Here is a 21,418-nt window from a genome sequence, read left to right on the forward strand (position 1 = left end):
TCCTCATCTGTCAGTGCCTTAGCAAAGACACTTAGTCCAACCAATAGGTTCTGCAGTGCCAGCGCTGTTGCCCGTGTGTTGGTCCGGTCCGGCAATTCACCTCGGGCAGCTGCGATCTCTAAAAGCTCTTCAAACTTTTCGGCGCTGGTCATGACCGCGCCCACAAGTTCCTGCCCAAGCTCGTTCCCGTCGCCTGTCAATTCGGCCAGGCAATTGATCGCCAAACATCCGCGATGCTCTGGGTCGGCGGCGCGCACCCTACAAATCTCGCGGAAGGTGCCTGTGATCAAATCCGGGATCGGTATGTCGGGCAGATCGCCATAAAGAATGCGATCTGGCGCCTGTGCGAAATACGCGGCCAAAACTTCCTTGAACAGCCCCTCGCGCGATCCGAACGCATTGTAATAGCTTGATCGGTTGATTCCCAAGGTCTCGGATACGGTTTTGACAGTACTGGCCTCATAGCCGATCCGCCACATCTCCTGCATGGCGGTTTCGATTGCGGCTTCTCGGTCAAAGCTTGATGGGCGTCCCATTTGAGCCTCCTTACAAAAGTTTTGTACACTACTGGACAAAACTATTTCGATATGTTTTATACATGCCTGTACAAAACGAAAACGTCAAGGAGACACCCCAATGAATGCATTTTTTGTTTCGCGTATCCGCGTGAAAGACCCCGCAAAGATGAAAGAGTATGCGCAGGCAACTGGCCCAACAATTGCGGCCCATGGCGGGCAACTCGCCGTTCGCGGTGCAATGGTCAAAGCTTTGCTGGGCGAAGCCGACGACCATCAAGTCACCAGCGTCGTCACCTTCCCGGACTTGGCTGCCGTTGAAGCGTGGTTCACCTCGCCAGAATATGTCCAACACACGGCACTCCGCGATGCAGCAGGTGACATGCAGTTCGTCGCCTACGAAGTACCGTCCGCCTAACACCCTGCCACTCACGTCAATTTAAACAAAACAACCGGGCAGCCGAGCTGTCCCGGACAGGAGAAACTATGCTCAATCTACTGAAATCAACTACGGTTGCTTTGGCATTTGCAGGCGCGTTTGCGCCAGCCAACGCACAGGAAACCGGGCCAAAACTACCCACCATTACCATCTCGGAAGAACTCACGATCGCGCGCAATGAAGTGGCGGTCTTGGGGTCTACTATGTCCTATCTTGAACAAGGCGAAGGCGAAGCCGTTGTGTTTTTACACGGCAATCCGTCAGCAGCCTATCTGTGGCGCAACATCATGCCCTACGTCGCCGAGACCCACCGCGCAATTGCACCCGATCTCATTGGCATGGGCCACTCCGGCAAACCCGAGATCGACTATACTTTTGCCGACCATGCCGCCTATCTGGATGCCTTCATCGCGGCGATGGATCTGGATCAGGTCACCCTTGTTAGCCACGATTGGGGGGCCGCCCTCGCGTGGGATTTTGCGCGGCGTCATCCTGACAAAGTCGTGCGACTGACGTTTATGGAAGGCGTCTTGCCACCGGCCTTCCCGCAGCCCAGCTATGAGGCAATGGGCGAAGAGATGGGCGGTATGTTCCGTGCTCTGCAAGACCCGGAACAAGGCTATCAGATGATCATGGAAGGCAACATGTTTGTCGAAGGCATCCTGCCCATGATGATCAACCGCCCGCTTGGCGAAGTGGCAACGGCCGAATACGGGGGCCCATATGCGGAGATTGAAAGCCGCCTTCCGACGTGGATGTGGCCCCGCGAGGTTCCAATTGGCGGGCAGCCAGAATCCAGCGTCGCGTTGATGGAAGACATCGCAGCATTCATGGGTGAAACGGAGATGCCCGTTCTTTTGACCTATGCGGAACCCGGCGTGCTGGTTCCACCTCAAGCGGTCCCTTTCTACACCAATCTGATTGGCGACTTGGAAACCGCGTTCATCGGCCAAGGCCTTCACTTCATTCAAGAAGATCAACCCGATGCCATCGGTCGTGCGATCGCCGACTGGCTGCGCCGGAACTAACTAACTTGGCGGGCGCGTCGTTGTGGCGCGCCCAACCTAGCCCAACTTAATCACGGAAACTCTCATGAAATTTTTTCACCTTCCCGCAAGCTGCTCTTCGGCAGTCCATGCCGCTCTCAAAATAACAGGCACCCCGTTCGAGATCGAGACCGTCGATCTGGCCAACAAATCAGAGGCTTTTCAAGCAGCCAATCCGCTGGGAAAAGTGCCGGCTCTCTTGGATGATGGAGGTCCAATGTTCGAAGGCGGCGCCATTAACCTTTGGTTGGCTGCGAAATTCCCCGAGGCGGGCCTGATGCCCGATTTGGCGTCAGATGAAGGCCGCGAGGCGCTTAAGTGGTTGTTCTTTTGCTACGGTACAATTCATCCGATTTGGATCCGATTGTTTTTTCCACAACGCATGGCGGGCGAAGGCGACCATAACGCTGTCAAACAACTGGCGCATGAAGACCTAAAGAAGAACTTTGGAATTCTATCAGCGGCTCTCACGCAGCAACCTTACCTAGCGGGAGAAAAACTAAGTCTCGCCGATCTCTACGTTGCCGCGACCTTCCATTGGGAAGCAGCGATCGACGGAGATCTCACTCGGCTTTTCCCTGAAATTGCTGATTTGAAGTCGCGCGTCATGACTAATCCAGGCGTGAGTTCGGCATTTGCAGGCGAAATTGTTGATATAGGGCGCAACAACTGAGTCCTGAATTGACAACGATGCGGGTCGTCCTTGAGCCGCATCGTTTGTTGGCCTGATCGAGACCAAATTCTTTGACTGGATGTTGGAACGATCAACGATAGCCACCCTTCGCCGCGGCACAGAAAATTGGCAAAGAGGGCTCTGCCGACACCTTCGCCGCACGATCTACGAACGGTAGGTCCGTGAACGGGTGCCATTCGCTGCGTGGCGCTTGAGTTGGCAGGACGCGGTAGAAAACCGATCTTGCCTAAGATATCTTGAACGTTCGCCAGCACAATGACCGAAAAAATTTGGTGCCGACCAATTTTCTTTGTCACACTTTGCCCTGAGCGATTGTCTAATAGAATATGACACTTTCAAAAGGCACGGGCAGAACCATGGATCACATAAGCAAAACCGACATCGCGTTGGCAAAAGACGGTGACGCAAAAGCTTTGGAAGCGTTAGTTCGGGGGATTCAAACCCGCGTTCACAAGTTAGCTCTTCGGATGCTGGCCGATCCTGTTGCAGCGCAAGACGCTACGCAGGAAATTCTCATACGCATTATCACCAAACTTTCAACGTATCGCGGAGACAGCAGCTTTGAGACATGGACATATCGCGTCGCGACAAATTACCTCCTGACAGCACGCAAGATCATCGCCAACGATCCGGGGCTTTCGTTTCAGATGTTCGCCGATGACCTGCTAAACGGGCTCGCTGACGAAGAGAACTCAGCGTCCGAAGACCACGTGATGCTCAATGAATTGCGCCTTAAATGCACGATGGCAATGTTGCTTTGTTTGGACCGGGAGCATCGTGCAGCATATGTGCTCGGCGAGGTTCTAGAGTTCGATCACGCCGAAGCGTCGGAAGTCTTGGAGATATCCCCCGGTAATTTTCGCAAACGGTTATCCCGCGCAAGGACACGCGTGCAAGGATTCACAGCAAGCATGTGCGGCTTGGCGAGCCCTGCTGCTCCCTGTTCTTGCCGTAAGCGCCTGCCGGTGGCCATGGCTTCGGGGCGCATTGGGACCTCCCCGTCATCCGGTTTGTTGCAGGCCCCTGCTTTTGAGGAGGTTGAAAAGCTTGCATTACGGTCACAAGCAGGCATCGCGGCTGCAAAACTTCAACGTGCAACGGGCCCACTTACACCGCTCAAAGATTACGCCGCTGAGGTTTTGAAAATCATAGAGCCGCCCGGTTAGAAACCAACCACCCCAATCCAAAAGAAGGAAACAACGATGAAACATGCATTTGCGTGGGGGATGGCGCTTGCCATGCTCGCACCCCAAATTTCAACAGCAGAAGGAAAAGACATGACACAAGATCAACAAGACGTATTGGCGGCAGTTCAGAACATGACAGGCAGCTTTCAAGACGGAGACATCGCAGAGGTTATGGCCAGTTATGAAAGCCAAGCAACCGTGGTATTTGAACCAGATGCGCCGGTTTCTGACGCGACCCAACTTGAACAGATTTTTACGGGCATGGCGGCGGTTAACCCGGTTTTCGATTACGAAGCAGGCCATGAAGTCATTGTAAACGGCGATATCGCTGTACACATCGCTCCGTGGACGATGACGGGGCTGACACCTGATGGTCAGGAATTGGCGCAATCGGGTCTCTCAGTAGCTGTCTTGCGTAAGCAAGCTGATGGCAGTTGGAAATTGGTCATTGATAACCCGCACGGCGGGCGACTGCTGGCTCAGGGTCAGTAACGAAAGTGGGCCGGATCATATTATCCGGCCCATCACGCCTCATTGATCGGTTTTTGTTCATTTTCAGACCTAGACCGTTTGGAAGTAAGATTGCCGTGCTTACAAGCGGCCGTTCGTAAAAATTGCAGCATTGGTCAAAGAGGGCTCTTCGAGACTATTCGCCGCGCGCAGTCTGAATGGCTGCTCAAGGAATTCCGGCCTTTCGCTGCGCACCGGATGAACTACTAAGATGCGGGACTTTCCCGCCATTGATGTTTGGCGATGCAGCTGACGCAGCATTTGTCCGCACTTGCAACACCCAAATTGCTGATGCGCGGCTAAACTCGCGGAATCGTTCATTCGCGAGTGTTGATTTGGATACGAACTAAAATCCTGCTTAAGCAGGGCCATGCCCATATGATATTGGCACGTATCAAGTTGGTGGCTTTTTTTTGAGAAGTGCCGGTTCCATTTGATAAACCGACGATTTGGATTGCAGCGCCCTAGAATATCCTTATTGTTCTAAATGGAACAAATATGAGGTAATATTACATGGCTCAATTTGTGGTCATAGGTGCGGGACAAGCAGGGTGTTCTGTGGTCGCCAGGCTGCGGAAGGAAGGCTTTTCAGGAAACATAACTTTGATCGGCAACGAAAGCGTGCCGCCGTACCAACGGCCTCCGCTTTCCAAAGGGTATCTTCTTGGAGAGATGAGCAAAGAACAACTCTTTCTGAAGCCGGAAAGTTTTTATCGTGAAAACGACATCGCCCTGAGACTTGATCAAGCCGCCATTCACATTGATCCAGTTTCCAAAATAGTCAGTTTGGGGAATGGAGAAGAGCTCGCGTATGATGCCTTGGCTCTGACGACTGGCTCTTATCCCCGCAAATTGCCGTCTAGTGTTGGTGGCGATCTGAAGGGCGTCTTTACTGTGCGTGATCTGAGTGATGTGGACTTAATGTCCCCATATTTTGAAGCGGGCCGGAAAGTTCTGGTCATAGGTGGAGGATACATCGGCCTTGAGGCTGCTGCAGTCGCAGCGAAGCGAGGTTTGAGTGTCACACTGATCGAAATGGCAGATCGCATACTTCAACGCGTGGCCTGCTCGGAAACAGCAGATTACTTCCGCAATCTTCATCAAGACAACGGCGTCGATATCAAAGAGGGTGTCGGCCTCGCCTATCTCGAAGGTGAAGATCACGTTCAACGTGCTCTTCTGACAAACGGCTCGGAACTTGAGATCGACTTCGCGATTGTCGGCGTAGGTATTCAACCTGCAACGGAGTTAGCAGAAACCGCTGGGCTGAAAGTCGAAGACGGTATCGTCACGGATAAACAAGCTAGAACCACTAATCCGCATATCTGGGCTGCTGGCGACTGTGCAACGTGCCAGCATAACGGTGAGTTGATTCGTATAGAAAGTGTGGGAAACGCAATAGATCAATCCGAGGTCGCGGCATGCTCTATGATTGGGCGCGATGTCGTGTATAAGCCCCAGCCCTGGTTCTGGTCTGACCAATACGATTGCAAACTTCAGATTGCTGGTCTCAACCGTGGATATACCGACGTAGTTATCCGAGATGGGAAGGGTTTTCGATCTCACTGGTACTATGTTGGCAACGACTTGATCGCCGTCGATTCCATGAATGACGTGCGAGGCTACATGGTTGGAAAGCGTTTGATTGAAGCAGGTAAAACTGCACCGAAATGCCTCGTCTCAGATCCGAACGCAGACCTGAAGCCTCTGCTGCGCGCCTGACCTAGATTTGCTTTTCCGGCATTTGAACTATGAGACCTTCAAGCGCCTCCGTTACCCGTATCTGACAGGTAAGTCTTGATCTTTCCGGGTTTGGTTGGAATGCGAAGTCAAGCAAGTCGACCTCCATGTCATCGGCTTGGGGAAGCTTCCCAATCCACTCTGGGGCGACATATACATGATAGGTCGAACAGGTGCATGCGCGCCCGCAGTCAGCTTCAATCCCGGGTATGGCGTTGTCACGCGCGCCTTCCATGACCGTTGATCCAACCGGAACGTCCACTTGGTGCTTCGCGCCATTGTACTCGATATATGTGATTTTTGGCATTCGGCTTTCTCTTCTGCGCAGTTCAGGTGTTTCTCACATTTCCGGTAACTTCAACGCCAACATTGTGAGCTGCAGCACCTTGCCCAAGCCGCGAAGTTCCGCAGTCCTCCGTCAGTACATTTGGATTCCCAGAAAGATCATCTTCGCCCTGAGCAGGCGAGAACCAGGCCCCCGTCGGCAAAGCCACGACACCCGGCTTGATCGTGCTTCGGGTCGCAAGCTTCGCAACACAGGCTCCGAAAGCATTCGTGACTCTCACCTCGTCGCCATCCACGAGATTCCGCGCGTCGGCATCGACCGGGTGCATCAAGAGTGTCGAATGGATTTCCTTATCCTCGATGGCCGCTTGCAACTGACTGTGCAGTTTGTCGCCTGGTTGGGGCGACAGGAGGCGCAGCGGATACGCTGGATCGGAATTTGGCTTGTGAAATACCGGATGGCCAGGCACGTCGGTGTACCCGAAGCTCGCTATTCTTTCAGAGAATATCTCGATTTTTCCCGAAGGTGTTCCTAGCGGGTTGGCTTCAGGGTTTATTCTGAATTCTCCATACGGGATCGTCTCGGTTTCTTCAGAATCAATGGGTAACCTGACAAAGTTCTGTTGTTTGAGGTTTTCCCAACTTGGAACCGCCACACCGTCGGCTTTTGCGTTTCTTGCAAACTGATCATAAATCACCTTGATCCACAGGTCTGCTGTTCTGTTTTCCGTGAATTCTTCAGCACATCCCAATCGATTGCACAAATCAGAGAAGATCGCATAGTCGTCTCTTGCCTGCCCCACAGGTGGGATCATTTGCGGCATATGAAACAAGTACGGGTCACCTTTTGCCCAGCCTATGTCTTCACGTTCGAACTGGGTGGTTGCCGGAAAAACGATGTCTGCCCGTTTGGCGGTCGCTGTCCACCAAGGTTCATGCACAATAATGGTCTCAGGTTCTTGCCAAGCGCGATTTAGGCGGTTCAGATCTTGGTGATGATGGAACGGGTTCCCACCGCACCAATAAACCAGTCGAATGTCAGAAAAGGTGCGTCGCTCACCGTTAAAGTCGTAGGTACCGTTCGGGTTCAGCAGCATATCTGCGATACGCGAAACAGGGATAAAATCGGAAATGGGATTTCGGCCTTGTTCAAACAGCGGGCCACGCAATCGAAGCGCAGTCTTTCCAACGTTGCTAATCGCGCCGTATCCAAAGCCAATACCACCGCCCGGTAGACCGATCTGTCCCAACATCGCGGCCAGAACACAAGCCATCCAGTACGGTTGTTCTCCATGTCGCGCACGCTGCAATGACCACGATACGCAAATCAGAGTTCTTCCCTGGGCCATTGAGCGTGCCAGAGTTACAATCTGTTCCGCAGGAAGGTCGCAAATAGTTGCTGCCCATTCAGGTGTCTTTGGCGTTCCATCGGTTTTCCCTAGCAGGTAAGGAAGAAATTCCTCGTAGCTCGTACAATGGCTAGCGAGGAACGATCTGTCCGCGAGTGCTTCGGTTTCCAGAACATAGGCCAGCGCCAACATAAGGGCGGTATCGGTCCCCGGTTCTATCGGCCACCAATCAGTCTGAGTTGGGCTATCATCCTGTTGCGGGCTGATCGAGATCATCCGCTTTCCGCTTGTCGCATAGCGTTCGAACCAAGCGGTCGTTGCATGCTCCGTCACCCCGCCCATGCTGACCTGGGCATTCTTCGGATTAATTCCTCCAAACATCACTAGCGTGTCAGTGTGTTTGTCGATCTGGGACCAACTATTGGTCTCTCCCCAGGTTATCTTGTGAAAGTTCATGCCAAGCACATGCGGTATGATCGCCTGAGCTGCGCCTGTGCTGTAGCTGGCATAGGAACTGACGTAGCCGCCAAGACAATTCAGGAATCGATGCACTTGGCTCTGCGCATGATGGAAACGCCCTGCGCTGGCCCAACCGTAAGAGCCGCCGAAAATCGAGTGATTTCCATGCGTGGAAATTATGCGCTCGATTTCCTTCGCCGCCAGGTCCAGCGCATCGTCCCAGGCCATTGGAATATACTCATCCTCGCCGCGCGAAGTCTCACTGGATTTTTCCAACCATCCTCTACGAACATAAGGTTGATCGATCCGCGCTCGGTGATGCACAGCGGAAGGCACATTGCGTGCAATGTCTGATGGTTCTGGGTCCGCTGGAAACGGCTTTATCGCAACGATACGGTCTGCTCGCGTCGTGACACCAAAGGCACCCCAATGGCTTGTCGTGAACCGCGTCTGTTCTTGCTCCATATGGGTTCCTAGTCAAACACAGTTGGCAACCAAAGAGCGATCTCTGGGAATAGGATCAAGAGCGTAATTGCCAGCGCCTGTATGCCGATGAAGGGCCAGAAAGAGCGGTAGATATCGCTCATTGAGATTTCTGGCGGTGCCACACTTTTGAGGTAGAAGGCTGCGGGTCCAAACGGCGGGGTCAGATATGACATCTGCATATTCATCGCAAAAACGACACCAAACCAAATCGGATCGTACCCAAGCGAAACGACGATTGGCACGAAGATTGGCATAGTCAGTAGCAAGATACCGATCCAATCCATGAACATGCCCAAAACAAAAAGGATCGCCATCATCAGGAACAGCAGCGCCAAAGGCGGAATGCTCAACCCTTCAATTGCGCCTGAAATGTAAGCAGTGCCACCGAATAAATTATACACTCCGATCAGGGCCGTGGCACCAAAAACGATCCACATGAGTGTGCCGCAGATTTTCAGGCACTGGCGACCACCTTCGATGATCAGTTCCCAATTAAGGGTTTTCTTGATCACTGCCGAGGCAAGCGCACCGATCACTCCCATCGCAGCCGCCTCGTTGATCGAGGCGATGCCGGAATAAATGCAGATCATTACCCATGCGACGACAAGAACGGGCAAGATGGAATTGAGCAATACGCGCCGCTTTTCCTCTTTGGGGATGTCCAGATCCGCCGCACTCGCGGCTGGTGCCTTGTCCGGGTAAATCGTGGCGATCACGAACACGTAGATCATATACATTGAGGCAAGCATCAATCCTGGGACCACAGTGGCGAGAAACAGGTCACCGACGCTCGTTTCGGTCGTCAGACCATAGATGATCAATACGATACTCGGAGGGATCATCGTGCCAAGCGAGCCGCCGGCGCAGACTACTCCGATAGCAAGATGCTTGTCATATCCACGCTTGAGCATCTCAGGCAGCGCCAAAAGCCCAAGCAGAATTATTTCACCACCAATTATCCCGGACATGGCGGCCATGATAACCGCCACAATCAGCGTCTGAATTGCCAGGCCACCTCGAAGCTTGCCCCCAATAATGTACATCGCACGAAAAAGGTCGCTGGTGACCCCAGACTTTTCGAGGAATGTTCCCATCAGAACAAACATCGGCACAGCAACAAAAGCAAAGTCGCTCATCAGGCCGAAGATGCGTGCTGAAACCAGAGCAAGGCCGTTTGTTCCGAAATTTGTCAGGATCAACAAGAGCGACATCGCACCCGTTGAGAATGCCAGCGGCACACCCAAGAGCAACAAGACAAGAATGCCGATCACAAGAACGGCGGTTATGGTTCCAATCGCCATGGCTTATGTCCTTCCGAGAACCAAACGGCGCACAACTTGGAACAGTTGAACGGCGGCGATTACAGCCATGATGGCGAGGCTGGCGAAAAGGGCGGCTTTCAAGATCATCGGCAACGGCGGATTCCAGGCGGTGCCGGATTTTTCGCCCAGTCTCCATGCCTGCGCGGCAACCCCCCATGTGGCATAGGCCAGTACGCCCAAGTAGGCGGTAGAGATGATGCCGATGAGAACGTCGAAGATGCGCTGAACCGAAGTTGGTACCGATTGATAGACCACCACGATGTTTATGTGAGCGCGATCGTACAAGACGAACACGCCGCCCACAGCGAAGTTCACGCCAACAAGAATGACCGTGGCTTCATGAACCCAGATTGTAGGCGCACCGAAAACGTACCGGGCAACGATCTCGTAGCCGAGCAAGAAGACGCACAGAATGAACAGCAGCCCGAAACCTTTTTCGAGCACACGTAACGTGCGGGCAGTCCGCGTTTGAGGAATGTCTGAATTTATCATGCTTTTGTGTGGCTAAGAAGACGTAGGCAGAGCGGTTGGTCAATAACCGCTCTACCCCGGAAATTTTCTTACTCGATGTTGCCGAGTGCTTTTAACCAAGCCATGTGGCTGTCATAGATACGGGTCGCCATTTCGCTTCCTGCCCCTGTCTTGGCCCAGATGTCGACCGCCGCCGCGCGAAGCTTAGCCCGTTCTTCATCGGACCAATTCACGAGCGTGATGCCTTTTTCTTCGGCCTGCGCGGCAACTTCAGCATCAAGTGCTTCGAAGGTTTGGACCATATCCATGCCGAGCTTGCGTACGCCAAGTTCGATCGCTACTTTCAGGTGATCAGGCAATGCATTCCATTGATCGAGATTTACCGAAACATCGCCCACCGGCACTGAATGGATGCCTGGGTAGATCGCATAAGGTGCCACATCGTGCAGGCCAGTGGCATCGTTGATGGACAATGTGCCCCAATCCGTCGCTGTGATCACGCCTTTCTCCAGCGATGTGTAAACTTCCGACCCTGGCACGGTCACGGGTGCAGCGCCGATCGCGCGGAAGAGATCTGACGAAGGCCCCTCGGGCATGCGGATCTTCACACCTTCGAACTCAGCAACGCTGGTGATTGGGTTCCGAGAAGGAATGGATTCTGTTCCCCATGGAACAGGTCCAACAAAATAGAGATTGTGTTGAGCATAAAGCTCGCGGGCAAGTTCCAGTCCACCCGCTTTGTAATACCAAGTCAAAAACTGGTAAGAGTTCGCGTATGCTGCATTGACCTCACAAAGCATACCAAAGGCGGCGTCAATTCCAGCCGAGTAGCACGGCGTGTTCTTGTGCATCTCCAGAATGCCGCTGCCGACTGCTTGAAGGCTTTGATTGTGCGGGACAATCGCCTTATTGGGCAGAACAGTGATGTTCAATTCGCCGTTCGTAGCTGCGCGTAGATCGCTTGCAAATTCCTCGATGACAGTCTGTGGAATGGAACCGCCACCCCAGAATGTCTGAAGTTTCCAGTCATAGTTTTCCGCTGATACCGCAGATGCAGTGAACAGAATTGCGCTGGCAACAGTCGCAACTTTCTTGAGCGTCTTCATTGATTTCCTCCCTTGCACGCTTTTCGCTTGCTTATTGTTCCACATGGAACACGAACGAAACTTGTTCTAAATAGAACAATAAGTCAAGTCAGGATGTCGCACCCGTTGCCCATCCGGATTGAAAAAGAAGCTCTATGCCCAATCGCCGAGGAATGGGCGCGGGACCATCAAGATGTCGCGATCCAGGTGTTTGACGTTGGTCTTGCCGCAAAATGCCATCGAAAGATCGAGTTCCTTGTGGATAATCTCGAGCGCCTTGGTCACACCTTGTTCGCCTGCGGCTCCCAAACCATAGACGAACGAGCGTCCAATCATTGTGCCTTTCGCCCCAAGAGCCAAGGCTTTCAAAACGTCTTGACCCGATCTAATACCGCCGTCGAGATGCACTTCGATCTTGTCGCCGACGGCATCCATGATGTGTGGGAGGGCCCTTATCGAAGACAGGGCACCGTCCAATTGTCGCCCCCCATGATTAGATACGACAATTGCGTCCGCACCCACATTCAACGCTTCTTTCGCATCTCTGGGATCGATGATGCCTTTGATGATGAACGGCCCGTCCCAAATCTTGCGAAACTCTCTGATCCTGTTCCAATCAAGTGCTTCGTCGAAGGCCTCCGCGGTCCATGCACTAAGCGACGAAGGGTCCGTGACGCCGCTAGCGTGCCCGACGATATTCCCGAAGAAGCGCCGCTTGGTTCCCAGCATTTCCATGCCCCAACGCATCTTGGTCATCATGTTTGCCACCGATTTCGGTGTCAGCTTTGGTGGTGCAGATAGTCCGTTCTTTATGTCCTTGTGTCGCTGGCCCATGACCTGAAGATCTATGGTAATCATCATAGCCGAGCATCGAGCCGCCTTTGCGCGCTCGAACAAGCGGCGCATGAAGTCGTCATCTTTGAGCGTGTAAACCTGAAACCAGAATGGCTTGCTTGTGTGCTCTGCCACGTCCTCAATCGAGCAAATTGACATTGTCGACAGAGTAAAAGGCACCCCGAACGCTTCGGCGGCGCGTGCCGCTTTGATCTCACCATCCGCAGATTGCATGCCAGTTAAGCCAACAGGTGCCAACGCCACAGGCATGGTCACATCCTGTCCGATCATTTGGCTCTGTGTGGTGCGACCAGACATGTCCACTGCAACGCGTTGCTTCAGCAATATGTCGTGAAAGTCTGAGCAATTTTTCTCGAATGTCGCTTCGGTCCAGCTCCCAGACTCCGTGTAATCATAGAACATCCGTGGGACCCGGCGTTCATATAGGCGCTTGAGATCCTCGATACAGGTGATTGCTGGCATGACTAGGTCGTGTCTTTCTAGAAGGTGTTTTCTGGTCGTCAAAGACCATTGATGGGCACTTTCAGAACCGGCTTGCCATCCTCATCTTGTGGGATTTCACCAGCCCGCATATTGACCTGCAAAGAAGGGATAATGAGCTTTGGCATAGCCAACTGAGCATCCCGTTCGGTCCGGAAGGCGATAAACTCGTCACGCGACTTTCCCCCTCCAACATGTATGTTTTTGTCTTTCTGTTCTCCCACAGTCGTCTCCCAGGCAACTTCTCGCCCCCCTGGCCCGTAGTCATGGCAGATAAACAGACGCATCTCGTCTGGGAGCGAAAGGACACGTTGAATGGAGTCGTATAGTTCACCTGCATCGCCCCCTGGGAAATCGGCCCGTGCCGACCCACCATCTGGCATGAAAAGGGTATCGCCAGCGAAGGCAGCGTTGCCAATGACATGCACCATGCAGGCGGGTGTGTGGCCAGGCGTTGCCAAGGCGAGGCAAGTCATCTCACCGACTTTGTAGGTGTCTCCGTCCTCGAAGAGGGCATCAAACTGTGATCCGTCCCGCTGGAAATCCGTACCTTCGTTGAAAACTTTCCCGAATGTGTCCTGTACCTCGGTGATCCTCGAACCGACACCAATCTTGCCACCAATTTTGTCCTGAATGTATGGCGCCGCAGAAAGATGATCTGCATGCACATGCGTTTCGATGATCCACTCAAGTGACAGATTGCGGGACTTCACAACCTCGATCAATTGATCTGCACTTTCATAAGATATCCGACCTGCGGCGTAGTCGATGTCGAGGACGCTGTCGATGATTGCACAGGATGCAGTTGAGGGATCCTGAACTAGATAAGAAATCGTGTTGCTGGCCGGATCAAAGAAGCCCTCTACTTGGGGCACGATGCTGAGGTCGATGTGAGAGAATGCCATTGCTTTTCCCTCACGATCCAACCAGTTTGCCACCGGCTTTCTTCCAAGCAGCGACGCCCCCCGCCAAGTTTACGACTGGGGAAAGCCCCATTTCCATGGCGACCTGCGCGGCTAGAGCCGATCGCCCACCGGATGCACAATAAAAAATGTACGTTTTGTCCTGATTGAATTCGGGTTTGTGGGCAGGGCTTTCCGGGTCGATGTGAAACTCCATCATCCCTCTGGAGGAGGCTACGGCACCTCTGATGAAACCACTCTTTGCCTGCTCATTACCGTCACGAAGGTCCACAAATACGTGCTCCTGAGAATCCTGTAGGACCAAAGCCTCCTCAACACTTATGGTCGACACGACTTCGAGTGCGGACTTAACAATGTCTTTGGAGCTTTTTGTGATGTTTTGGGCCATTTTGCTACCTCCTTTCCACCAGTCTGCAATTGCGCTCAAGGGCCAATCTACGGGCCCGCCACATCCGCACCCGCAAGCAGCCGGAACACGGACGGGATCGGCATTCTTGTTCAAATTTCGAGATCCAGCCGAGGTTTCCAGAACGGGCGGAACAGCTCAATTTTCGGACATCTGTTCATAACGACTTCTAGGCCAGCAGCTTCCGCCATTTTGGCAGCTTCGTCGTCGTAGACACCAATTTGAGCCCACAACACCTTTGCACCGATATCAATCGCTTGAGCCGCAATCCCCAGGAGTTCCTCTTTGGGACGGAATACATCAACCATGTCGACCGGTTTCTCGATCTCCTCCAATGATCGGTAGACCTTGAGCCCGCGGATTTCGGTAACACTAGGGTTCGGGTTGACTGGTAAAATGTCATAGCCGATTTCGCTGAGCTGCCGCAGTACCCCGTAGCTGAACTTGGTTTTGTCAGCGCTGGCACCAACCATGGCGATTGTCTTGACCGACTTCAGAATGTCAGCCAGGTACTTTGGATCGTAGTCGTATAGTCGTTCGATATCTGCTTCAGGCATCTGCATCTCCTGCTTCTTGCGGGGTCGCCGCTTTTGGCGTGGCGATATCTTCTTTGAGTTCGTGGGGCTTCAGAGGATCCAGGAAAGGATTGCGATAGAGCTTGTCATGGCTCTCAACCCCGATCTCGAGCGTGACATCAGACGTCGCTCGGGCAACGCATAAGATCACATATCCATTCTCGATCTGTCTGTTGTTGAGCGCGACTTGCCGGCGCTGGTCAACCTCGCCTGCCGTTAGCTTGGCCGCACAGGTGATGCAGCCGCCGTATTCACAGCCATAGGGTAGATCGACGCCTTGTTCCCTGAGTTGCTCCAACAAGGGACGACGGGCGTTGATCTGGTAAGTTGCGCCGTCGCGATTTGCGATGGTGACGGTATGGGTAGTCATAGCCAGATATCGCTTGTGCAATCGCCACCCGGATAACGTGCCTCGTGGCATCGGGAAGGGCCGTTGGGTTCTTGGCCAAAGTCAACGATGAAATCAGGATTGATTTTCATTCCGCCATTCACCGGGTCACAGTCGATCTGCACCATCACGCCGCCTTTTGTGCGAATTTCCGGATAGAACTGATTGTCCCAGGTGCTGAACAAGGAGGTGGTGACATAAAGACGCTTGCCATCAAGTGAGAGCTGGAACATCTGCGGACCGCCCGCGACCTCTACGCCGTTGACCGACGGAGCCTTGCCCAGAAGCCCGCCCATAAAGACCTGTCCGGTCAGTTTCGGATTGTGCGGGTCAGAGATGTCATACTGGCGCATGTCGCCGTGCAACCAGTTGTTGAGATAGAGGTATTTGTCATCCATAGAGATCAGGATCGCTGACATGACCCCCGGCAGCGGGATCGGCCAGTCGGGATGCATCTCGTTTTCAACGTCGATGATCTTTTCCCATTGCCACTTACCTGTACTGTCCTTCCACCAGTGGATGACATTGGTCGACAGTGCTGCACCACAGAACCCATGCGTGCTGTCGGGGTTGTGGTGGAACTTCACCTCCAACGGGATGAGCCCGTCCTCACCAAGGTAAAAGCTCTCCACAGGCTCGCGCTTCTCGAAATCCCAGAAATGCAGCTCGCGCCCGTATTTTAGGTGGCCAACCTCTTCTAGATCGAACCCGGGCATGAACGTGTTGGGAGCGGCCCATTCCGAACTGACCATCACGTTGTGACGCGGTTGGTACCAGAAGTCGTAACCAAATTTGATGTCGCCCATGGAGTTTTCCCATCGGCCGACAATGTTGAAATCTTTGTCGAGATGAAGGTATCCGCCTGGCGCTTCGCCTTTGGCGTTGCCGAGGAATGAGATAATAATTTCCGAGCCAAGGCAATGCACGGTGTGGGGGCCGCTCAAGTCGGCCTTGGCTTTGATCTCAGCCCCGTCGATCACCTTGTGAAGGCGCGGCGCGCGCGGGTCGGATGCAGTATCGACGATATGCAGGTTGTTGGAACGCACTCCCGGCAGAATCAGGTATTTACGCGCCATAGAACTGTCGTCATGGCACGATGAGCAGGCATTCCAGCCCATGTGGTGCAACTCGTCCCCGATGCCAGGCATTTCAAGACGGTGGATGACCTGTGAATAAGTCGGGCTGTCAGGATCGACGTCCACGGTCGCAAGATAGTCCGGCTTTTGAATGCCCGTCCCTGTGTAGATGGCGATCGTATAAAGAAGTTTCTCGCGTGGAGCCTCGATCGCTTCCTGAGGGCTTGCGTAGCCTGGTCCGCAACAGTCTTTCATTTTATCCTCCCATTCGATCCGCGATAGCGACGATGCGATACATGTCGCGAAGGACCGGTTTTTCGATCAGTTTGCCGTCGATGACGACGAGGCCAGTATCCGCCTTCTCAAACTCAGAAATGATCCGACGCGCGCGCGCGATCTGCCCTTCGGTCGGGGTGAACACCTCATTGAGCGCTGCAATTTGCTTGGGATGGACGGACCCTTTTCCTGCAAACCCGAGATCGCGGACTTTCTCAGCCTCCACCCGCATGCCCTCCGGATCGTCGAGATCTAGAAACGGAACATCAATCACATCGAGCCCAGCAGCCGCAGACGCGTGCACGACGCGGGACCTGGCGTAAATCATCGACTCAAAGGTGTTCTGGCATCGCAATTCGGCTGCCATATCCACGCCGCCAAAGAACATTGCATCAATGCGAGGCGAGCACTTTGCGATCTCAAACGCCGCTTCCAGCCCCTCGTTGGTTTCAATGATGATGTGCAAGCGGGTGGCGTGTCCGGCTTCGGTTAGAAGTTGGTCGAGCATCACAACCTCATCCGGAGTGCGAACTTTTGGCATCATGAGTGCTGGAGGCGGCGTTTTGGAGGCCAAAACGGCGTTCACATCCTCAATGCCAAATCGTTCGCGCAACGAATTGATCCGGACAATTCGCTCTACTCCATCATCTGCTTGCGGTTCTTCAAAGAGAGCCAGTGCATTGCGGCGCGCTTCAGCCTTATCCTTGGGTGCGATGCCGTCTTCGAGCTCCACACAGACAATATCGGCCCCCGATGCCAAGGCCTTCGGGTACATGTCTGGACGAAGGCCCGGTGTGAAAATGAAACTGCGCCTTGGACGCACGATACGGTCAGACATCTAGAACCTCCCCCAGAATTTTTCCTTGATTGTGGCCGCGCGTGGGCCATCGGATGTGTGAACTTGAACTTTCGTCCCGGGCGTCCAATGCGAAGCATCGATCAACCCGATGCCGGCATTGCAATCGAAGTCGTAGGCGCGGCAAGAAGAGGAAATCCGCCCTACGCTCCGATCACCATCCGACACCAGCCAGAAGTCCTTTTGTGGCGGCAAAGGGCCACCAGAGATCTCGACGGCTCTTATTTGCCTGCTTGGGCTTTGCTTCTTTCGCAATGCTGACCAACCTAGGCACCCCGGGTTCTGATCCGTCGCGCACATGGATCCGAGACCGGCCTCAAAGGGGGTCATGTCCGGAGTGATATCGCTAAGGTATGACAGCATCCCTGCTTCGACACGCTCAGCCTGACAAGGTGTGCCCGCGCGAACATCCAGATCACGCCCAGCCTCCATAAGCTCGTCCCAGAGCTTTTCGGCACCGTCCCGACCTTCAAAGTAAAGCTCGAAGCCGCCCTGTACCGAGTAGCCGGACCTGGCGAGGATCATGGGCTTGCCGTTCACATGCACTGACATCTGACGGAAAAACCGCAACTCCCTGACCTGATCGCCCCATAGTTTTGCGGCCAAGTCATCAGCCTTGGGGCCTTGGATCGCCAGGGGGTAAACGTCAGGCTCGAAAACCTCCACATTAAGGTTCAGAGTGGCGGCAACACCTTTGTAGAACAAGATGAGATCGCTGTCAGAGATTGAGACCCAATAGCGATCTTCCTCGAGCCGAACCAAAACCGGATCATTTGTCATGAACCCATCTCGGTCGACCGTCGGGATGTAATAGCACTGGTCGTCCTTCATGCGTGCGAGGTCGCGCGGTGTCGACATTTGAACGAGTTTTGCGGCATCTGGTCCAGAAATCTCGATCTGGCGTTCGACACCAACGTCCCAGACTTGCACTGCTGACTTTAGATGCCGGTAGTCTTCCTCGGGGCCGGCAAAGCCAGTTGCGATTAGCATGTGATTATAGACGATATAGCCTTGCGCTCCGGCCGCATTGCTGCGCTCCCAGAACGGGGAACGGCGCATACGAACAGTGAGCGGCAGCTTCGCAGTGCCGTTAAACGAGCTTTGCAGCATGTTTAGTTTTCCCCCGCTTGCGCCGCATAAATCGAGGTGTATCCGCCGGACCAGTCCGGTGGGATTTGGCAAGGTCTCGGATCATGTTCTGCCCAGATCACCTGCTCCCCGCGCACGACTTTGTATGTATTGCGTGTCGGCTGCGGATGCGCGGTATAGGGCTTTGCATCGGACGAGGTGTAACAGTTGAGCAGCAAAGGTCGTGGCACCGGGTTTTTTGAGGCGGGTGAGTAGTGCAGTGTGCGCGCATTGTGGATTGTGATGCTGCCAGCCTTGCCTGTCATGTATTCAACACGGGACATATCAATCCCGGCCGCGTCTTCGTCCGAGAGCATGCCAGTCCAATTCCCCTCAGCGTCATACTGGTCATAGAGGTCCTCTTTGTGGGAGCCTTTAAGTGCTGCAAGTGGGCCATTCGACATGTCGGTGTCCGCCAGGTAGCAGCCTATCGTCAGTACGTTGTAATTGGTGTGGGGAAAGAACTGGATATCCTGATGCCACTTAACCGTGTCGGATGCTTCGAACCATTTGAAGTTGAGCTTTGAGTGATGAAAAACCACGTTTGGCCCCAACAAATCAGCGGCTATGTCAGCCATTAATCCGGTCGAGAAGCTCCAATATGCGTCGTCCTGAATATCGGGGCTTTTCAGCCTCCGTAGAATTGGGGTCTCTGCACAATGACCGGATCCTACATCAAAAGTGTCGCCGGACGTGGTCTCCGCGCGGCTTTTGTCTTGGAATTCCGCTGTTACACGCTGCAACTCGATAAGCGTATCATTCGGAACAATGTCCTCGACGCATACGAAGCCGTCGGCAAAGTACTTCTCGCGCTGGCCTTGAGTCAAAACTCGGGCCGGTTGTGACAGAATCTGTTGAACTTGCATGCCTCACCTCCCAATTCGGCACAGAATGGCGATGGCTAGCTCAGAGCACGCCCTTCGGCCTTCAGCTTTTTGTTGAGGATTTGACGTACTTTCACACCAGCACCGTCAGCCCCAAGCGTTACCTCAAGAAAATCGAGTCCGCGCGGGTCGGCGGCTACGTTCGCCTGGAGTTTCTGAAGCAGGTCCTTGTCTTCGTCGAATGCTGCGACAACGCTCGTTTTGGTTTTCTCGGCGACATCGTCGCTAATTTCGGGCACGTCAAATGCCGCCCCCCACCAATAATGCGTATGACCACGGGTGGACGGGGTTACGATATGGCATCCCCGCATAATGAAATCGGACCGAGCGCCCTCCTCAGGATTAGGGTCATGTACGTTCCAATCTGAGAAAGAAATCGCCAGAGATGGCATCCGCCCCTTTTGTACGCGCTTGATTGGCTTGTCTTCAGGTAAACCCATGCCCGCGCAGAAAAGGGGCGAAAGAGGCGCGAGATCAAATTCCTGTTCGTAGCAGACTGTCTCGCCTTCCATGTAAGTATCGGGCGCAGTGATCCAGTCGTCTTGTTTGAACGTGTTCTTGTGCAGGAAGGCAATATGGGTCAAATCCATGACGTTTTCGCGGATCAGCACCCAATTAGCCGCAACCTCCATATAGCCAGTGAGGAAACTCCAACCTGGATCGGTTTGGTAGGTGACATCGGGTGGCCCATCTTCGATCGCCTCTGGATCACCCATCCATATCCAAATGAACGCCCCGGCCTCGCGCACGGGATATGAAGGAATTTGTGCCGTCTTTGGCATCATCGTTTGAGTAGGAGCTTTGGTGCAGTGCCCGCCTGAATTGAATTCCATCCCGTGATACGGGCAGACTATCTTGTCACCGGCGACATGCCCCTCGGACAAAGGTGCCCATCTATGCGGGCAACGATCATAAAGCGCTGCGGGCGTGCCGTCCTCCGAACGATAGAGGACCAACGGGGTTTCCAAAAGCCACCGCGTGATCGGTTTCGTGGTTACCTCTTCCGAATAAGCGGCAACCCACCACATATTTCGGGGGTAGTTATCCTCCAGCATCCCGTTGGGAATGCGTTGACCATTGGGATGTTTGACTTCATCCTTCATGAATTGTCCTCCCTTTCAGCAGCGCTTCAAAGCGCTCAATCTCTTCCTGTTTCATCTGGTAACTGTGTTCGTCGTCAGGGAATGTGCCGCTTCGCACCTCATCGGTGAAATCCGCAAAGGCGTTCGTTGCGATCTCGGCCATGTTTGCGTAGCGTTTGGCAAATTTGGGCTTGAAGCTGTCGAATGCGCCGAGCAGATCGTAGCCATTCAGAAGCTGGCAGGTGCCCGCTGCACCGGCGCCAATCGAAAAAGTGAAAATTGACACTGCTTCGTCGACAGCTTTGCCCACGACATATGGCATGGCTTCAATTTCAAGGCCGATCGCTCCCGCGGCTTCGATTGCCTTGGCGTTCTCAACGATCTCCAGCGCTGCTTCAGCGGTTCTTCCCTGCATTTTGAAACCGCCCATCAAATGGACTTTGTGCGGCAACAATCCGACGTGGCTCATGATCGGCACGCCTGCATCTGCAACTGCACGAATGACCGGTACGCCTTCTTTGCCCATCTGCAATTTCAAAGCGTCAGCGCCACTTTCTTTCATCATTTTGAGTGCGTTTGAAACCGCCACATCGGGCGTTGCATAGGACCCATAGGGCATAGACATGATGGTAAAAGTGTTGGGCGCACTGCGCCTTACAGCCTGGCAATGCATAATCATCTGATCAACGGTGATAGCGAGAGTGTTCTCATGGCCATGCAAGGTCATGCCCAGGCTGTCCCCGACGCCAATGATGTCCACGCCTGCGCGCTCGGCCCAGGCCGCTGACATGGCTTCGCCCACAGCAACCATGGAGAGTTGCGCGCCTTCAGCCTTCTTGGCCCTTAAATCCGGCAAAGTGAGCTTTTTCCTGTCGGACATGAATCACCAAAGTTGTTCTAT

The 21,418-nt window shown here is 53.7% G+C and carries 23 protein-coding genes; 6 read left to right on the top strand and 17 right to left on the bottom strand.

Annotated features, from left to right (window positions below):
• Positions 1-536 (bottom strand): TetR/AcrR family transcriptional regulator (locus ACMZ66_RS13290; protein ID WP_416937695.1); only part of this gene is annotated, 536 nt, incomplete at its 3' end.
• 100 nt (positions 537-636) lie between these two features.
• Between ACMZ66_RS13290 and ACMZ66_RS13295 the strand changes: the two genes are divergently transcribed.
• The 6 genes from ACMZ66_RS13295 (at position 637) to ACMZ66_RS13320 (ending at position 6,113) form a co-directional block, all read left to right on the top strand.
• Complete coding sequence (locus ACMZ66_RS13295; protein WP_416937696.1) at positions 637-933, top strand: DUF1330 domain-containing protein; 297 nt, start codon at positions 637-639, stop codon at positions 931-933.
• 68 nt (positions 934-1,001) lie between these two features.
• On the top strand, positions 1,002-1,982 hold the full coding sequence (locus ACMZ66_RS13300) for a haloalkane dehalogenase (protein ID WP_416937697.1): 981 nt from the start codon (positions 1,002-1,004) through the stop codon (positions 1,980-1,982).
• 64 nt (positions 1,983-2,046) lie between these two features.
• Positions 2,047-2,673 (top strand): glutathione S-transferase family protein, encoded by a 627-nt coding sequence (locus ACMZ66_RS13305; RefSeq protein WP_416937699.1) that lies wholly within the window; start codon positions 2,047-2,049, stop codon positions 2,671-2,673.
• A 377-nt stretch (positions 2,674-3,050) separates the two neighbouring features.
• A complete protein-coding gene (locus ACMZ66_RS13310; protein WP_416937700.1) occupies positions 3,051-3,860 on the top strand; it encodes an RNA polymerase sigma factor in 810 nt (269 codons plus the stop codon).
• 60 nt (positions 3,861-3,920) lie between these two features.
• Positions 3,921-4,373 (top strand): YybH family protein, encoded by a 453-nt coding sequence (locus ACMZ66_RS13315; RefSeq protein ID WP_416937702.1) that lies wholly within the window; start codon positions 3,921-3,923, stop codon positions 4,371-4,373.
• Between the two features lie 531 nt (positions 4,374-4,904).
• Positions 4,905-6,113 carry an NAD(P)/FAD-dependent oxidoreductase gene (locus ACMZ66_RS13320; protein WP_416937704.1) on the top strand — a complete coding sequence of 403 codons (1,209 nt, stop codon included), beginning with the start codon at positions 4,905-4,907 and terminating at the stop codon, positions 6,111-6,113.
• 1 nt (position 6,114) lies between these two features.
• Here ACMZ66_RS13320 and ACMZ66_RS13325 read toward each other — a convergent pair whose 3' ends face one another.
• The 16 genes from ACMZ66_RS13325 to panB form a co-directional block, all read right to left on the bottom strand.
• The gene (locus tag ACMZ66_RS13325) at positions 6,115-6,438 is read right to left on the bottom strand and encodes a 2Fe-2S iron-sulfur cluster-binding protein (protein ID WP_416937706.1); all 324 of its coding nucleotides are present in this window, start codon (positions 6,436-6,438) and stop codon (positions 6,115-6,117) included.
• Positions 6,439-6,460: 22 nt separating this feature from the next.
• Positions 6,461-8,689, bottom strand: a complete 2,229-nt coding sequence (locus tag ACMZ66_RS13330; protein ID WP_416937708.1) for a molybdopterin-dependent oxidoreductase — start codon at positions 8,687-8,689, stop codon at positions 6,461-6,463.
• An 8-nt stretch (positions 8,690-8,697) separates the two neighbouring features.
• Positions 8,698-10,011 carry a TRAP transporter large permease gene (locus ACMZ66_RS13335; RefSeq protein WP_416937709.1) on the bottom strand — a complete coding sequence of 438 codons (1,314 nt, stop codon included), beginning with the start codon at positions 10,009-10,011 and terminating at the stop codon, positions 8,698-8,700.
• A gap of 3 nt (positions 10,012-10,014) precedes the next feature.
• A complete protein-coding gene (locus ACMZ66_RS13340; protein WP_416937711.1) occupies positions 10,015-10,524 on the bottom strand; it encodes a TRAP transporter small permease subunit in 510 nt (169 codons plus the stop codon).
• A 68-nt stretch (positions 10,525-10,592) separates the two neighbouring features.
• Positions 10,593-11,609 carry a TRAP transporter substrate-binding protein gene (locus tag ACMZ66_RS13345; protein WP_416937712.1) on the bottom strand — a complete coding sequence of 339 codons (1,017 nt, stop codon included), beginning with the start codon at positions 11,607-11,609 and terminating at the stop codon, positions 10,593-10,595.
• Positions 11,610-11,741: 132 nt separating this feature from the next.
• Positions 11,742-12,905 (bottom strand): alpha-hydroxy acid oxidase, encoded by a 1,164-nt coding sequence (locus ACMZ66_RS13350; RefSeq protein WP_416937713.1) that lies wholly within the window; start codon positions 12,903-12,905, stop codon positions 11,742-11,744.
• A 38-nt stretch (positions 12,906-12,943) separates the two neighbouring features.
• Complete coding sequence (locus tag ACMZ66_RS13355) at positions 12,944-13,861, bottom strand: MBL fold metallo-hydrolase (RefSeq protein WP_416937715.1); 918 nt, start codon at positions 13,859-13,861, stop codon at positions 12,944-12,946.
• On the bottom strand, positions 13,839-14,234 hold the full coding sequence (locus ACMZ66_RS13360; RefSeq protein WP_416937717.1) for a rhodanese-like domain-containing protein: 396 nt from the start codon (positions 14,232-14,234) through the stop codon (positions 13,839-13,841). Before ACMZ66_RS13360 ends, ACMZ66_RS13355 begins: the two co-directional genes overlap by 23 nt.
• Before the next feature lie 110 nt (positions 14,235-14,344).
• Entirely contained in the window at positions 14,345-14,809 is a 465-nt protein-coding gene (locus ACMZ66_RS13365) for a CoA-binding protein (RefSeq protein WP_416937719.1), read from the bottom strand.
• Positions 14,802-15,197 carry a 2Fe-2S iron-sulfur cluster-binding protein gene (locus ACMZ66_RS13370; RefSeq protein WP_416937721.1) on the bottom strand — a complete coding sequence of 132 codons (396 nt, stop codon included), beginning with the start codon at positions 15,195-15,197 and terminating at the stop codon, positions 14,802-14,804. Before ACMZ66_RS13370 ends, ACMZ66_RS13365 begins: the two co-directional genes overlap by 8 nt.
• Positions 15,194-16,546 carry a selenium-binding family protein gene (locus ACMZ66_RS13375; protein ID WP_416937722.1) on the bottom strand — a complete coding sequence of 451 codons (1,353 nt, stop codon included), beginning with the start codon at positions 16,544-16,546 and terminating at the stop codon, positions 15,194-15,196. The genes ACMZ66_RS13370 and ACMZ66_RS13375 overlap by 4 nt, the downstream gene beginning before the upstream one ends.
• A gap of 1 nt (position 16,547) precedes the next feature.
• Positions 16,548-17,405, bottom strand: coding sequence for an HpcH/HpaI aldolase/citrate lyase family protein (locus ACMZ66_RS13380; protein ID WP_416937724.1), 858 nt, complete (start codon positions 17,403-17,405; stop codon positions 16,548-16,550).
• Positions 17,406-18,533, bottom strand: coding sequence for a dimethylsulfoniopropionate demethylase (locus tag ACMZ66_RS13385; RefSeq protein WP_416937726.1), 1,128 nt, complete (start codon positions 18,531-18,533; stop codon positions 17,406-17,408).
• Between the two features lie 2 nt (positions 18,534-18,535).
• Positions 18,536-19,417, bottom strand: coding sequence for a phytanoyl-CoA dioxygenase family protein (locus ACMZ66_RS13390; protein WP_416937728.1), 882 nt, complete (start codon positions 19,415-19,417; stop codon positions 18,536-18,538).
• Positions 19,418-19,452: 35 nt separating this feature from the next.
• On the bottom strand, positions 19,453-20,538 hold the full coding sequence (locus tag ACMZ66_RS13395) for a Rieske 2Fe-2S domain-containing protein (RefSeq protein ID WP_416937730.1): 1,086 nt from the start codon (positions 20,536-20,538) through the stop codon (positions 19,453-19,455).
• Entirely contained in the window at positions 20,528-21,397 is an 870-nt protein-coding gene (panB, locus tag ACMZ66_RS13400; RefSeq protein ID WP_416937732.1) for a 3-methyl-2-oxobutanoate hydroxymethyltransferase, read from the bottom strand. The genes ACMZ66_RS13395 and panB overlap by 11 nt, the downstream gene beginning before the upstream one ends.
• Positions 21,398-21,418 lie beyond the last annotated feature (21 nt).

The organism is Thalassospira sp. (assembly GCF_048059015.1).
GTDB lineage: Bacteria > Pseudomonadota > Alphaproteobacteria > Rhodospirillales > Thalassospiraceae > Thalassospira.

What these genes read in the sequence shown, in the direction of transcription:
- ACMZ66_RS13295 (WP_416937696.1), top strand. Translation starts at nt 637, where the DNA reads ATGAATGCATTTTTTGTTTCGCGTATCCGCGTGAAAGACCCCGCAAAG.
- ACMZ66_RS13300 (WP_416937697.1), top strand. Translation starts at nt 1,002, where the DNA reads ATGCTCAATCTACTGAAATCAACTACGGTTGCTTTGGCATTTGCAGGC.
- ACMZ66_RS13305 (WP_416937699.1), top strand. Translation starts at nt 2,047, where the DNA reads ATGAAATTTTTTCACCTTCCCGCAAGCTGCTCTTCGGCAGTCCATGCC.
- ACMZ66_RS13310 (WP_416937700.1), top strand. Translation starts at nt 3,051, where the DNA reads ATGGATCACATAAGCAAAACCGACATCGCGTTGGCAAAAGACGGTGAC.
- ACMZ66_RS13315 (WP_416937702.1), top strand. Translation starts at nt 3,921, where the DNA reads ATGGCGCTTGCCATGCTCGCACCCCAAATTTCAACAGCAGAAGGAAAA.
- ACMZ66_RS13320 (WP_416937704.1), top strand. Translation starts at nt 4,905, where the DNA reads ATGGCTCAATTTGTGGTCATAGGTGCGGGACAAGCAGGGTGTTCTGTG.
- ACMZ66_RS13325 (WP_416937706.1), bottom strand. Translation starts at nt 6,438, where the DNA reads ATGCCAAAAATCACATATATCGAGTACAATGGCGCGAAGCACCAAGTG.
- ACMZ66_RS13330 (WP_416937708.1), bottom strand. Translation starts at nt 8,689, where the DNA reads ATGGAGCAAGAACAGACGCGGTTCACGACAAGCCATTGGGGTGCCTTT.
- ACMZ66_RS13335 (WP_416937709.1), bottom strand. Translation starts at nt 10,011, where the DNA reads ATGGCGATTGGAACCATAACCGCCGTTCTTGTGATCGGCATTCTTGTC.
- ACMZ66_RS13340 (WP_416937711.1), bottom strand. Translation starts at nt 10,524, where the DNA reads ATGATAAATTCAGACATTCCTCAAACGCGGACTGCCCGCACGTTACGT.
- ACMZ66_RS13345 (WP_416937712.1), bottom strand. Translation starts at nt 11,609, where the DNA reads ATGAAGACGCTCAAGAAAGTTGCGACTGTTGCCAGCGCAATTCTGTTC.
- ACMZ66_RS13350 (WP_416937713.1), bottom strand. Translation starts at nt 12,905, where the DNA reads ATGCCAGCAATCACCTGTATCGAGGATCTCAAGCGCCTATATGAACGC.
- ACMZ66_RS13360 (WP_416937717.1), bottom strand. Translation starts at nt 14,234, where the DNA reads ATGGCCCAAAACATCACAAAAAGCTCCAAAGACATTGTTAAGTCCGCA.
- ACMZ66_RS13365 (WP_416937719.1), bottom strand. Translation starts at nt 14,809, where the DNA reads ATGCCTGAAGCAGATATCGAACGACTATACGACTACGATCCAAAGTAC.
- ACMZ66_RS13370 (WP_416937721.1), bottom strand. Translation starts at nt 15,197, where the DNA reads ATGACTACCCATACCGTCACCATCGCAAATCGCGACGGCGCAACTTAC.
- ACMZ66_RS13375 (WP_416937722.1), bottom strand. Translation starts at nt 16,546, where the DNA reads ATGAAAGACTGTTGCGGACCAGGCTACGCAAGCCCTCAGGAAGCGATC.
- ACMZ66_RS13380 (WP_416937724.1), bottom strand. Translation starts at nt 17,405, where the DNA reads ATGTCTGACCGTATCGTGCGTCCAAGGCGCAGTTTCATTTTCACACCG.
- ACMZ66_RS13385 (WP_416937726.1), bottom strand. Translation starts at nt 18,533, where the DNA reads ATGCTGCAAAGCTCGTTTAACGGCACTGCGAAGCTGCCGCTCACTGTT.
- ACMZ66_RS13390 (WP_416937728.1), bottom strand. Translation starts at nt 19,417, where the DNA reads ATGCAAGTTCAACAGATTCTGTCACAACCGGCCCGAGTTTTGACTCAA.
- ACMZ66_RS13395 (WP_416937730.1), bottom strand. Translation starts at nt 20,538, where the DNA reads ATGAAGGATGAAGTCAAACATCCCAATGGTCAACGCATTCCCAACGGG.
- panB (WP_416937732.1), bottom strand. Translation starts at nt 21,397, where the DNA reads ATGTCCGACAGGAAAAAGCTCACTTTGCCGGATTTAAGGGCCAAGAAG.